Source organism: Marinobacterium ramblicola, from assembly GCF_019084545.1.
In the GTDB taxonomy this organism is placed as follows: domain Bacteria; phylum Pseudomonadota; class Gammaproteobacteria; order Pseudomonadales; family Balneatricaceae; genus Marinobacterium_D; species Marinobacterium_D ramblicola.
The window spans coordinates 163,724-176,094 of record NZ_JAHREP010000008.1 but is presented as its reverse complement, the minus strand read 5'-3'; the positions used below and the strand labels follow the sequence as shown (position 1 = coordinate 176,094).

General features: G+C 54.5%; 16 protein-coding genes. 10 read left to right on the top strand and 6 right to left on the bottom strand.

Translation table 11 applies throughout. From position 1 onward, the window contains the following. Window positions 1-193: 193 nt before the first annotated feature. Window positions 194-919, top strand: coding sequence for an abortive infection system antitoxin AbiGi family protein (locus KQ940_RS08330; RefSeq protein ID WP_217412976.1), 726 nt, complete (start codon window positions 194-196; stop codon window positions 917-919). Between the two features lie 36 nt (window positions 920-955). Continuing rightward, the gene (locus tag KQ940_RS08325) at window positions 956-1,849 is read left to right on the top strand and encodes an AbiTii domain-containing protein (protein WP_217412975.1); all 894 of its coding nucleotides are present in this window, start codon (window positions 956-958) and stop codon (window positions 1,847-1,849) included. Between the two features lie 75 nt (window positions 1,850-1,924). Here the strand turns inward: KQ940_RS08325 and KQ940_RS08320 are convergent, their stop codons facing one another. Continuing rightward, window positions 1,925-2,149: a Txe/YoeB family addiction module toxin gene (locus KQ940_RS08320; protein WP_246589899.1), complete on the bottom strand. Its 225-nt coding sequence runs from the start codon at window positions 2,147-2,149 to the stop codon at window positions 1,925-1,927. Between the two features lie 28 nt (window positions 2,150-2,177). Then, window positions 2,178-2,450: a type II toxin-antitoxin system Phd/YefM family antitoxin gene (locus KQ940_RS08315; RefSeq protein ID WP_217412972.1), complete on the bottom strand. Its 273-nt coding sequence runs from the start codon at window positions 2,448-2,450 to the stop codon at window positions 2,178-2,180. 151 nt (window positions 2,451-2,601) lie between these two features. Between KQ940_RS08315 and KQ940_RS08310 the strand changes: the two genes are divergently transcribed. From KQ940_RS08310 to KQ940_RS08300, 3 genes are all read left to right on the top strand, one after another. Further along, window positions 2,602-3,006, top strand: a complete 405-nt coding sequence (locus tag KQ940_RS08310) for a GFA family protein (protein WP_217412971.1) — start codon at window positions 2,602-2,604, stop codon at window positions 3,004-3,006. 260 nt (window positions 3,007-3,266) lie between these two features. Further along, window positions 3,267-3,560, top strand: a complete 294-nt coding sequence (locus KQ940_RS08305) for a DUF6429 family protein (protein WP_217412969.1) — start codon at window positions 3,267-3,269, stop codon at window positions 3,558-3,560. 18 nt (window positions 3,561-3,578) lie between these two features. Then, on the top strand, window positions 3,579-4,013 hold the full coding sequence (locus KQ940_RS08300; protein ID WP_217412967.1) for an NUDIX hydrolase: 435 nt from the start codon (window positions 3,579-3,581) through the stop codon (window positions 4,011-4,013). 2 nt (window positions 4,014-4,015) lie between these two features. On the opposite strand, the gene KQ940_RS08295 is transcribed toward KQ940_RS08300, so the two are convergent. After that, the gene (locus KQ940_RS08295) at window positions 4,016-4,825 is read right to left on the bottom strand and encodes an ATP-grasp domain-containing protein (RefSeq protein WP_217412966.1); all 810 of its coding nucleotides are present in this window, start codon (window positions 4,823-4,825) and stop codon (window positions 4,016-4,018) included. 138 nt (window positions 4,826-4,963) lie between these two features. Then, a complete protein-coding gene (locus tag KQ940_RS08290) occupies window positions 4,964-5,245 on the bottom strand; it encodes a hypothetical protein (protein ID WP_217412965.1) in 282 nt (93 codons plus the stop codon). Window positions 5,246-5,390: 145 nt separating this feature from the next. Between KQ940_RS08290 and KQ940_RS08285 the strand changes: the two genes are divergently transcribed. Continuing rightward, entirely contained in the window at window positions 5,391-7,076 is a 1,686-nt protein-coding gene (locus KQ940_RS08285) for an IS1634 family transposase (protein WP_217412964.1), read from the top strand. A gap of 10 nt (window positions 7,077-7,086) precedes the next feature. Here KQ940_RS08285 and KQ940_RS08280 read toward each other — a convergent pair whose 3' ends face one another. Then, window positions 7,087-7,830 carry a DMT family transporter gene (locus tag KQ940_RS08280; RefSeq protein WP_217412963.1) on the bottom strand — a complete coding sequence of 248 codons (744 nt, stop codon included), beginning with the start codon at window positions 7,828-7,830 and terminating at the stop codon, window positions 7,087-7,089. 109 nt (window positions 7,831-7,939) lie between these two features. Between KQ940_RS08280 and KQ940_RS08275 the strand changes: the two genes are divergently transcribed. Further along, a complete protein-coding gene (locus tag KQ940_RS08275; protein WP_217412962.1) occupies window positions 7,940-8,851 on the top strand; it encodes a LysR family transcriptional regulator in 912 nt (303 codons plus the stop codon). Here KQ940_RS08275 and KQ940_RS08270 read toward each other — a convergent pair. After that, window positions 8,829-9,518: an HAD family hydrolase gene (locus KQ940_RS08270; RefSeq protein WP_217412961.1), complete on the bottom strand. Its 690-nt coding sequence runs from the start codon at window positions 9,516-9,518 to the stop codon at window positions 8,829-8,831. The genes KQ940_RS08275 and KQ940_RS08270 overlap by 23 nt on opposite strands. Before the next feature lie 114 nt (window positions 9,519-9,632). Here KQ940_RS08270 and KQ940_RS08265 point away from each other — a divergent pair, with 114 nt between their 5' ends. The 3 genes from KQ940_RS08265 to KQ940_RS08255 all read left to right on the top strand — a co-directional run bounded on the left by KQ940_RS08265 (window position 9,633) and on the right by KQ940_RS08255 (window position 12,353). Further along, the gene (locus tag KQ940_RS08265) at window positions 9,633-9,788 is read left to right on the top strand and encodes an entericidin A/B family lipoprotein (RefSeq protein ID WP_217412960.1); all 156 of its coding nucleotides are present in this window, start codon (window positions 9,633-9,635) and stop codon (window positions 9,786-9,788) included. Window positions 9,789-9,954: 166 nt separating this feature from the next. After that, window positions 9,955-10,425 (top strand): MarR family winged helix-turn-helix transcriptional regulator, encoded by a 471-nt coding sequence (locus KQ940_RS08260; RefSeq protein ID WP_217412959.1) that lies wholly within the window; start codon window positions 9,955-9,957, stop codon window positions 10,423-10,425. Next, the gene (locus tag KQ940_RS08255) at window positions 10,422-12,353 is read left to right on the top strand and encodes an FUSC family protein (protein ID WP_217412958.1); all 1,932 of its coding nucleotides are present in this window, start codon (window positions 10,422-10,424) and stop codon (window positions 12,351-12,353) included. The genes KQ940_RS08260 and KQ940_RS08255 overlap by 4 nt, the downstream gene beginning before the upstream one ends. Window positions 12,354-12,371: the final 18 nt, after the last annotated feature.

Genomic DNA, 12,371 nt, shown 5'->3' with positions numbered 1-12,371 from the left:
ACAAACTCAAATCCAGAAGTTTTACTATGGACATCACGGTTTTTTAGTGAAATTCTCAAAATATAACAAGGCACAGCAGTCGCTCCCGTTGGTCGCTGGGACGTCCAAAACGCTGCGCTTTTTTGGCCGCCCCTGTGTGCGGCGTTAGGTTTACTTAGGCTCACCTCAGGAATATTAGGGGAATAGTAGACATATGGGACCAAAGGCGGAAAGTCTTTTTCACTTTACCAAATCAATTGAGTTTCTTAAGGGGATTCTAGAAAACGGGTTTAAGCCCCGATACTGTTTGGAAGACACGCGCTACCTTGGGATAGATTACATAGCGTTTCCGATGTCTTGCTTTTGCGATATACCGATTTCGCGTATCAGTGAACACACCTCGTTCTATGGTGAATATGGTATAGGAATGACAAGAGATTGGGGTAGCCGAAATAGCCTAGAGCCGCTGATTTATGCACCAAATTCTGGAGCCGTGACAGATTTTATAAATGATTTAACCTCGGTTGAATTAGCAGATAAATTGCCTGATATAGCCGAGGAATATAAAATTGTTTTGTGCAAACATTTCGACCGTATTCTTTGTCTAACAAAACCAATCAAAGGTGAGATGCTGGTTGGTGGGGAGGCAGTAGAAAAAGACTTCTATCAAGAAAACGAATGGCGATATGTTCCTAAAGGATATGACCTTATACTTCATAAAAATTTCGAGGAACGTCGCGATAAGAAGAATTCTGAAGTTGAGACTCAGGCACTGAAATTTCTTCCGAATGACGTGAAGTACATATTTGTTAAGTCTGATTATGAAATACCCATCATATTCGATTTTATTCAAGATAACATGGGACACTTACCACTTAACGAAATTAAGATCCTCTGTTCTCGAATTACATCGATAGAAACGATTTCCAGCGATGTATAAAAACCTAATAGGTCTGTTAGGGAATATGGAGTATAAATGTCACTTTTAAGAGATATACAGAGCTCAGCAGTAGATGCTAAAGAGCCAATAGGAACTCTTCTCAGGAAATGTAAGATATTAGCAGCGCGCTTAGGAAGTGCTGAGTTAAAGTACTGGGTAGAGAATGAGCTAAATGGTTACTCTAATAAAGATGATTTACCTGAATACCGAGTGATGTCTGTTGGATGTAAGGGTAGTTTCTCTGGCTATGCTGGTTCAGCAATGCATAATGCTGACATTCCGAGCCGATGCATTCCTAAAGAGTTTAGGGAAGTACTATTTACTTCATATTTGGCTCAACCAATTTCATCGATTGAATCCCTGATCAATGATTCAGATGGCGGCACTGTACAAGAACCATGGTCAGCTGATGTTACTGCGCACTTTGGTATGGGAATTTACCAAGGTTATAATTGCATGCAGGCATGGAAAGTTATACCCGTTAATGCGTTAGTGGGTATTTTAGATATGATTAGAAGTCGGGTATTAAATTTTGTATTAGAGATTGAGTCAGAGGATCCAGAAGCAGGTGATGCCCCCATAAATTCGCAGCCAGTAGCAGAAGAAAAAGTTCAACAAGTTTTTCATACTTATATATCTGGTAACGTGCAGAATGTTGCCACAGGTAGTAGTAATTTCAAACAGCATGCGATAAGTAATGAAAATAATGAAATGTTTAATGAACTTCTCATCGCTATCTCGAAAGTCAATGGAAGTAATGAATCTAGAGAGAAAATTGTAGGTTCAGTTGAAGAAATGAGAGATGCCCAGGGAACAGGTAGCTTTAAAGAAAAATATAATAAATTTATGTCTATATTGTCTGATCACATTCAAGTATATGGCCCTGTCGTTGCTCCATTTTTACCCGCCTTAGCGGCTATAATACCCTAACAAAACGTTGAAAAACGTTCGCTTTGCTCACTGGGACCTCAAAAGCTACGCTTTTTTCGGCCCTTTAACGCAGCGTTAGGGCTGATCGTAGTGTCCACCAATAGCGAAGATATAAATGGATTTATCATCAAATCGATATATAAGCCGGTCCTTCTGGGATATCCGCTTGGACCATAGCCCTGATAGGTTGTGTTTGAGTGGTTCTGGTTTCCCCAAGCCCAATGAAGGATCATCGGACCGGAGCATTTCTTTGAGCAGTTTGCATAAAGCTTTGTGCAATCGCTTGTCCTTTTCGCGCATGGTTTCATACGCTTCCCAGGTATTACCCTCAAACACCAGTGATCTCATTCATTTGCTCGTCAGTCGGTTTGTAGCCCTGCCCACGGGTGTGGGTTTCAAGAGAGTCGGCAATCTGTTGCATGAGGTTTTTGCTTTGGAGCACGTGAAGGGTTTCCTGCTCTCGTTCCCAGTCGTCAGCGCTCATCACGACGAAAGCCTCGCCAGCACGCCGTGTTACCTTGAGGGGTTCGTGTCGGCTAACTACTTGTTCTACAACACTTTTAAGGTTGTCTCTAAATTTGTTTACACTGATTGTGTCCATAAGGCTACCTTTATGTACGGTAATACCGTACAACTATATACCAATAGCCCTAACCAAGCCAAGCAGGGCGACCAATTTTCCGTTCCGCCTTTGGCTCCACTACAAATGGTCGCCTGTTGGCGGCGTTATGTAACATCCGGAGGATCTCGTCATGAGTGCTAATTACAAAGGGAGTTGTTTATGTGGCCAGGTCACTTTTGATGTGTCCGGATTTAAAGAACATATCGCAAATTGCCACTGTTCAATGTGTCGAAAATTTCATGGTGCTGCTTTTGGTACACTATCCCAAGTCAAAGGCTTAACTTGGTTATCAGGCCAGGAACTGCTCAAAGATTATGTCGCACCTAATGGTACCATCCGAACATTTTGTTCTGATTGCGGTTCGAGTATTGGCTTTCGGAGCAAAGGCAATGCGTTGCCGTACATCGAGTTGTCTTTAGCACTGTTTGATGAAGATATTCCAGTAAATATTGATGCACACATTTATACAGAATACAAATGTAACTGGTATGAAATAATCGATGATCTTCCTCAATATAAAGAGGGTCGGGAGTGAGATCTCGTTACATAGCAATAATTCAAGTCGCCCGCAATCGGGCTGGGAGAAACCTTCCCCCGTAAAGTAGACGCCTATCTTAACCTGGATTTATGAACCGGGGACGGATTCGATTTGCGTTGTGGCGAGGAAATCGGAGTTAAGGTGTTTGAAGCGTGTTCGGTAATCAATAGATTGGGTGGATTATGTCTGAAATTGAGTTTTCGAAGGATTAAACTGAGGTCATTGTAAAGAAAATAAAGCTCTATTTTTCCGAGGAGTTGAATCAGGAGATCGGCCAGTTCGACGCTGAGAAATGGCTTTATCACTCAAAGGCTGAGACTATGAAATTAGATGAGGACAAGATCGACGATGCGGTGCTGGCCCTGCTGCATTTGACACTGCATGACGGTAACCGTGCCTGGAAGTCGTTCGATTGGGGGGCGATGAACAGGCTTCATGAGAAGGGCCTGATAGGGGATCCGATCGGTAAGGCAAAGTCGGTATTACTGACCGAAGCAGGGCTGCGGGAATCGGAACGCTTGTTGCTGAAGCTTTTCTCCAAAGGCTCTTGAGCCTGGGTGTATCTGATTATGACAACTCAACAGGACAGGCAGGGTAACGGTATCGCTGTTGTTGTTGTCATTGTCGAGGACGGCCGGGTATTGGTGATTCGGCGCAGTAAACGCGTGGCGGGTGCGGGTTACTGGTCGCCGCCGGCGGGCAAGGTGCAGGTGGGTGAGGACCAGGCCGCGGCGGTAGTACGTGAGGCGTGGGAAGAGCTGGGGTTGACCGTGCGTCCGGTGCGTCTGGTCTGGGAGTGTATGGCGGATGGCGCGGATTATCGCCTCTACTGGTGGCTGGCTGAGCCGGAGGGCGGGTCGTTGCGGCCGGAGAGGGCTGAGGTCGCGGCGGTGCAGTGGATTCGGCCCGATGAGTTTCCGGCTCTTGACCGAACCTTTCCCAAGGGGCGTCTGTTTTTCGAGAAGATTCTGCCAGCCTTGCCGGAGTGGCAAGGCCGCACTTGAGCCTAAACGGCGACCGTCGGGGTCGGTTCCAGTGGTTCGAAGTCGACCTGCCGGTGTTGCTCCAGATACTCCAGAATCGCGCTATCGCTGTTTTGCTGCAGGTTTGGAATGCCCTGGTTGCCAAACATGCGATTGAACTCGATCATATAGGGCACCGAGCCGACCATGGCGACATCGAAACCGCCGTGGTTGATATCCAGACTGTTAGCGACGTGCTCAACCAGCTCCATCGCCTCTTTCGGTACCAGTGAAACCTCTACCTGTCCGCCCTGGCTGATATTGTTGTAGAACCCCTTTTCCGCCTGCAGCCGCCAGTAGCCACCGATCACCTTGCCGCCGACCCAGACGATACGCAGGTCGCGATCGATCGGTAGATACTCCTGTACATAGAGCACGTCGGAACGCTGACAGTACTCCTGCCACTGGATAGGGTTGTCGATCAGGAACACGCCGTTACCCATGCTGCTTTTCGGTATCTTGGCCACGAAGGGGTAGTACATGCGGTCCAGCAGCCGGTCCGCTTCGGTCGGCGTGTTGGCGGCGATCTCCGTGTAGGGGTGGTTGCCGGGGATCACGGTCATGAAGGCGCGGGTCATCTCGACCTTGTCGTGTCCGATCATATAGGTGGCCAGGCTCGGGAAAATTCTCTTCTTCAGCCCATGTACCAGTGCGTTGATCTGCCAGTATTCCGGAAAGAGTATCCAGTCGGCGTCTCTGATCTCGTCCAGGTGCGCGAACATACGTTCGGGTTTGATGTAGCGCACATTGGGCAGGTGCAGGGTACGCAGAGCGTCGAAAGAGATGATGTTCATGTGGCGGCGGTCAATTTAGAAACACGCCGCGATATTAAGGCCAGTTCGAGTTGGCGCAAAGCAATATTTGCGCCGTTTTGCATAATTTTTAATCAGGGGGTGGAGGCGTTTGAATCACCCGGATCCGTTCAATTTCGATCAGCTCTTACAGGTCGCGATCGGGCTGACCGGCAGTGTTACGGACGCGGCCCTGCGCAGGTAGAGGTTGTTGCTCACCAGCGCCAGAATCACCAGCGATGCGCCGAAAATTTCAGCACTGCTGAACGCTCGTCCCTGGGCTAGACCAATACTGAACGCGGTGATCGGAACGAAGTTGATAAACAGCACACCGTTGACCGGACCGATCTTTCTGATACCGCTATTCCAGCTCAACACCGCCACCACGCCACCGGCAATGATCAGGTAGCCCGGGTTCGACACTTATCCACAAAATCGAGCCCTATTTCCGATCTACGACCCTGTAAAAACAATACCTTAGCTTCTAGTGCGCCGAAAATAATGTAATGGCACGTATGTGGATAACAATCCTGTTTTATAACGGATATTGTCGTGATATAGTCATGGCATGTTTGTCAAAGTCACCACCTCGGGTCCGCGCAAGTACGTCCAACTGGTAGAAGCCTACCGGGACGACAACGGCCGCCCCAAACAACGCACCGTCGCCACGCTCGGCCGACTGGACAAGCTCGACGAGGAGCTGGAGGCGGTCATCGACGGGCTGTGTCGCGTCACGGGACGCACCCTGCCCGACAAGCCCGATATCGCCTTTGAGCCCTCCCGCTCGCTCGGCGATGTCTGGGCATTGACCCAGCTCTGGGATGCGCTCGGCTTCGATCAGCTGCGCAAGGTGTTTCGCGACACCCGCTACAGCCTGCCGGTGGAAGCGCTGATCCGCATCATGGTGATCAACCGACTGACCGCGCCCGACTCCAAGCTCGGCGTGCTGCGCTGGCTGGAGACGGTCTGTCTGCCCGGCATGAGCGGTGTCGGCAAGGTCGACCATCAGCATCTGCTGCGCGCCATGGATGCCCTCTGCCGTCATCAGACCGCCGTCAATGACGCGCTGACCGGGTTGCTCCGTCCCCTGGTGGATCAGGAACTGTCGGTGGTGTTCTATGACATGACCACCATCCGTACCGAGGGGCTGACCGAACAGGTCGACGAACTCAGACAATACGGGCGCTCCAAGGACGGCGGTATCCGTCGCCAGGTGATGCTCGGCATGGTCCAGACCGCCGACGGCCTGCCGCTCTACCATGAGGTGTTCGAAGGCAATACCGCCGAAGTGAAGACCCTGCAGCCGACGCTGGAGACCATCGTGCAACGCTTCCCGGTCAAGCGGGTGATCGTGGTCGCCGACCGCGGTCTGCTGTCGGTTGATAACCTTGAGGAGTTGCAGCGGATCCGCCTGCCCGGCGGAACCCCGCTGGAGTTCATCCTGGCGGTACCGGGGCGTCGCTACGCCGACTTCGAAGCGATCCTGGAGCCGTTGCAGCAGGCCCGGTTCAGCGACGCTACCGCCGAGGTGATCACCGAGTCGCAGTGGCAGGGTCAGCGTCTGGTGGTCGCACATGACCCGCAGCGTGCCGCCGAGCAGACGGCGGCACGCGATGCCGAGCTGCGGTCACTGGAGCAGGAGGCCGACCGACTGGCCCGCAAGCTGGACGCCCAGGACGAAGGTCGGAAGACACGGGGGCGCAAGCTCTCGGACGGCGGTGCGACGGCGACGCTGTACAAGGAGGTCAGCGACCGGGGGCTGAGCCGTATCGTCCGGGTGGACCTGAACAGCCCGCTGTTCAGTTACGACATCGATGAACAGGCCCTGCAGCGGGCACGCCTGATGGATGGCAAACTGCTGTTGGTCACCAACGTACCGGATCTGTCGGCCGAGCAGATCGTGCAGCGCTACAAGTCGCTGGCCGATATCGAACGCGGCTTCAGGGTGCTGAAATCCGACATCGAGATCGGACCGGTCTACCACCGGCTGCCGGACCGGATCCGGGCGCATGCGATGATCTGCTTTATGGCACTGGTGCTGCACCGGGTGATGCGGATGCGCCTGAAGGCGGCCGGCTCCGACTACTCGCCCACGCGGGCGCTGGAACAGCTGCGCCGGATCCAGTATCACCAGGCAAAGCTGAACCATGCCGCGTTCAACGGCATCTCGACGATGAGTGCGGAACAGCTGTCGATCTTCAAGGCGCTGGAGGTGAGTCAACCAACCGCGAGCCGGGATCTGACCCTCTTGTAGTGGAGCGTTTTTAAGCGCTTTCTATAAGAATCAAATACTTATGTCTTCGAAGTGTCGAACTCGGGAGGTAGGCAAAGGTCCAGTGCAGGGAGATCAGCGTATCGAACGTCGGCGACTGCAAGCTGCCGTTGATGCCGACCAGAGCCGTGATCGCGGCAATGGCCAGCGTTCCAAACACCGCTGTGATAGTGGTGTAGCGCAAAGGTGACCAGCTCGGGAAACGTTGGGCTCCCAGCGTATAGCCAACCCAACACAGGGCGCCGGCCAGGAACAGCAGATCCCAGAGTGCGGCGCCACCCGTGAACGCGGCCGCCGGATTCCCCCCAGTGATCACGAAAAAGACACCGATAAAGGCCATGACCACCGTTGCCATCGTAAAACGGCGCGGTTTGCTGCCGTTAAGAACCCAAGTGAGCAGCACGGCGATCATCGGTTGCAGTGCCATGATCACCGCGGCGTGCTCGGGCTTGGTGTGTGCCAGCCCGTTGAATACCAGCAGATTGAATCCGGCAAATCCCAGGGTGCCCAGCAGGAACAGATCCCTGACCCGGCCCCGTATGCGCAGCGCGGCAAGGCCTTCACGACGCATCAGAATCATCATCAATATCAAGGAAGTGCCGGCAAAGCGCAGCAGGGTCATATGGTAGGCGTCCATGGCGGCCAACGCCGTCATTGAAACGTCGAACATTCCGCCCCAGAAAACCGTGGCGGTCAGCAGTAAACCGATTGCCGGCAGCAGTTCGCTTCGATACATCCTAACTCTCCTGAAATCCAGGGAGACAGCATATCTGTTTCTTATGTATATATAATCTGTGATATTGGAAAATGATTTTTTCTAAAATGTTATTAATTGGGTGATGAGAATGATATCGCTGGACGATATGGCGATTTTTGCTGCCGTGGTGGAGGCCAATGGCTTTTCGGCTGCGGCGCAGTTGCTGGAGATATCGACGCCGGTGGTCAGTAAACGGGTATCGGCATTGGAAGCGCAGTTGGGGGCACGCCTGCTGAACCGTACCACCAGAAGGCTGAGCCTGACCGAAGCGGGCAGCGTGTTTTACCGTCATTGTAGCCGTGTCGTCTCGGAGGCCAGGGAGGCGGAAGCGGCGGTTACCTATCTTAACGAGGTCCCACGGGGCCTGCTCAGGGTCACGGCGCCGGTCACCATCGGATCCCAGCAGGTGACGCATGCGCTGGTCGGGTTCATGGCGCGCTATCCGGAGGTGCAGGTCGAGCTGGATGTCAGTGACCGGCCGGTGGATCTGGCAGAGGAGGGGTACGATGTCGCCATCCGGGTGACCCGAAATCCGCCGTCTCTACTGGCCGCTCGTCTGTTAACACCGACCCGACGCGTAGTATGCGCGGCGCCTGAATACTGGCATCGTCGAGGGCGGCCTCAGGTACCATCAGATCTGGCCGATCACGAATGCATCGTCTATCTGCCCAACCCGGACTATAACCATTGGAGTTTCGAGGGGCCTGATGGTGTGCAGTCCGTGGCAGTCGGAGGGCGATTGAAGGTCAATAACACTTCGGCCATGCTGGAGGCGGCAGCCGGAGGTTTGGGCGTGGTGATGCTGACCTCTTTTCTTGTCGATCGCGCGCTGGCTGCAGGGCAACTGGAGCAGGTGTTGCACGATTATCAGTCAGCCTCACCCGGCATCTATGCGCTGTATCTGCCGAACCGCTATCTGTCGACCAAGGCGCGAGTCTTTATCGATTATCTGGTGGAGTGGTATGAGCAAAACAGCGTCAATTGTTTATCTGCGCAGTGATCCAGGCTTCCGCGTCAATCAAACTGTCGACGACCACCGTTGCAGGACCGAAGTTATGAGTGCTGGCGAGAGGGTTGCGGATGGCGATTACGCGAAGGCCTGCATCGTGGGCGGCCAGCACACCGACTTCGGTATCCTCCACGGCCACGCACAGCTCCGGATCCAGCTGCATCAGCTGCAATGCCTTGAGATAGCCGTCGGGATGGGGCTTGTTGCGCGTCACATCGTCGCCGGTCACCACCTGCTCGAACAGCGTATGCCAGCCGTGCCCATGCAGAGAGGCGTCGACGCAGTTGCGCTGTGAACCGCTGACCAGGGCGAGTCGGCACCTCTGGGACAGATGGCTCAATATACGGCTGGCCTCGGGCATCTGTGGAAACCAGTGTTCTGTCAGGAAGCGTTCGTTGGCGTCGATTTTTGCCCTGATCAGTGCTTCGGGGTCCACTTCCAAAGCGTACATCTGCACGATATCAGTGGCGTTCTGTTCCATCGGCACGCCCAGCATGCGCTGCCAGTAATCGCTGTCGCTGATCTGGACACCATAGGGGGCGACCACTTCGCGCCAGAGTTGCATGTGGGTCGCTTCGGAGTCGACCAGGGTGCCGTCATGGTCGAAGAGTATTGCACGTAAGGGCATCAGCAGTTCCGTCAGGGTAAACAGGTGCATACTTTATCAGAATCGGGGCGTGTCAGCCGTTACCTGGCACGCCCACCCGCTGACAATGGCTGAACGACGGGTTCGGCGCTATTATCCGATACGGGTATTCGATTAGGAGTCGTTATGCGTAAACGGATTATCGGTTCATTTATCAGCTGTCTGTTGGTCCTGGCCGCTGGGTCATATCTGGCTGGCTGCGCCACCATCGAAGGTGCCGGAAAGGATCTGAAGAAAGCGGGCGAAGCGATCAGTGACGCGGCCCGAGATGCGTCCAGCTAGCGCCGATCTTTTATTCACGGGGAGTGTATGTCTCTCCGTGCCCTTCCACTGGAAGAACCGCCCCTTTGATCGCATCTGCCGGGCTTGAATTCGGCTTCGATATATACACATAATTTGAATACAAACTATATGTATAAAATCTATTTGTATACAACTAAAGGTGTCCATGCCCAATTCGACCGTTCAGGGAACCGCCCGTACCCGGTTTGGCTACCGCTTCGTAACCCTGGCCAGACGCTGGCGGCGCTTTATCGACATCAGGCTTGCCGAGGCTGGATTGACCGATGCGACCTGGGTTCCGCTGATGCATCTGGAAGAGTCGGGCGACGGTATCAGCCAAAAGCTGCTGGCTGAACGGGCAGGGCTCGATACCTCAACGCTGGTAAGGCTGATCGACATTTTGGAACGCAAGGGGTTGCTGGAGAGGCGCACCGATCTGGAGGATCGTCGCGCGCGCAAGCTCTATCTGACCCCGTCGGGCAGAAAGCAGGTTGGGGCTATCCGCAAGACACTGGAGGCGGCGGAGGCGGAGGCGCTGGGCGATCTTGATGATGCGCAGTTGGAGCAGATGTTGTCCTGGATCGAACTGATCGAGGGGCGTCTCGGCGAAGAGATCGCGAAGGAGCGGGGGAGATGATGAGTGTAACCTGGTTTTCGAGATTGGGCTTCGACACCGTCCGTTTTGCCTTCGTGTTGCGCACTGGGGTGGCCGTGTGCCTGGCGATCGCCATGGCCTGGTCGTTTGGGCTTGAGCATCCGCAGTGGGCGGGGATGACAGTGTGGGCCACTGCTCTGCCGACACGTGGACAGTTGTTGGCGAAGAGCAGCGCTCGTCTTATTGGAACGCTGTTGGGGTCGGTGGTGGGTATTCTGCTGGTCTATCTGGCGGCAGGGCAGGTTGGCTGGCTGGTACTGGGACTATCGCTCTGGATCGCGTTGTGTGTGTTCGCGGCACACCTTGTCCGCAGCTTTGTTACCTATGGCTGTATGCTGGCCGGATACTCGGCGGCGCTTGTGGCGCTGGTTGATACCGCACACCACGAGCAGATTCTGACGCTGGGACTCGATCGTATGTTGACCGCCTTTGTAGGGGTATTCGTTGCGATCGCGATCAGTTGGTTTTTTGCCCGGCTTGCCAATGGTGGCGACGAACGTGGCGAATTAAAAGCTATTACGGTGGGTGTCCTGCAACTGCTCTCGGCACGGCTGGAAGCGGGGCCAAAGCTCTCGACCGCGAACCGGGACAGGCTGATTGCCAGGCTTGCGGCAATGGATGCGTCTCTGGAGATGCGGGGGTTAGGCACGGCGCGTGCGCGGCAACAGGTTCGGCGTCTGCGGCTGCTGTTACTGGTGCTGGTATCGATCCTGATCTGGAGTCGCAAGGCGAAGAGCAGTGAACTCGGTGAAGCGATCGGCAACGCATTAGGGGAGGCGACGGCGGCGATTGAGCAGGGACAGTTTGAGCGGCTCACGCGTGCGCTGAACTGCGCGATTGAACTCTGCGAAAAAGAGTCGAACCTGAACCGGCTGCGCTATAACCTGTCCCGGCTGCTGGCGCTCGCCAGCGTGCTTGATGATGCTCCTGTTATAGCGCAACGCGACAAACTCGACACCCCACTGACCTTGCACCGTGACTGGGCCGGCGCCCGACAATCCGGTATCCGGGCGCTGACCTTGATGCTCAGTGTCGGCGCCGTCTGGATGCTGTCCGGTTCTCAGATCGGTGCCTTTATGTTGCTGGGCACGGCGGTGATGACCTCACTGTTCTCGACCTTCGACAGCCCCGTCTCGACTATGCGTTCGGTCTTTCTGGGGCAGGTGCTGGGCGCCTGTGCCGCGCTGACCTGCCGCTGGCTGATCTGGCCGGAGGCACAGAGCGAGCTGATGTTGATTCTGTCAATCTTCCCGTTTGTCATGCTCGGTGTGCTGCTCTTCGCGCACCGCCGACTCGTATTTGCCGGCATGGACTACAACATGGTGCTGTTGCTGCTGTTGCAACCCCATCTACCTCTAACCGGCAGCTTCGAACATACCCTGCTGATGGCGGGGGCGGTTGTATCCGCCCCGTTGATCGCGATGCTGGGGTACTGGTTGATCTATCCCGTTAACGCCGAGCGTCGTATCGATTCGATGCGCGGAATGATGCTGCATGAACTGCGTGATATGGCGCTGAAGCCTGCCAGCGGTATCAGTCGGGAGCGGTGGCGTATCCGTCTCTACCACCGCTTGCTGCATCTGGTGCGCTGGTCCAGCCTGCTCGGTGACAGGCGTTTCCCTGCCGCGGAATGGGGCGTCACGCTGCTGCGTCTGGAGATGGTGACGGAGCTGATGCAGTCCTTGATCGAGACTCCGTCGAATCTGCCCCGCGGTGTACGACGCGCAGTGAACCATGCACTGTTAAGGGTTGCGCAACTGGAGCAGGATCCGGCAGCGGTACTTAGGGCGCTGAAGCTGGTCAATCGCCGGCTGGTGCGTGAGCCGGGTAGGCAAGATACCGAAACCTTCTCCCTGGCCATACAGGCATTTGAGGAAAACCTTTCACTCTTTACCCCTAAGCGCAGCTGACAGCTTGATCGTACGCAT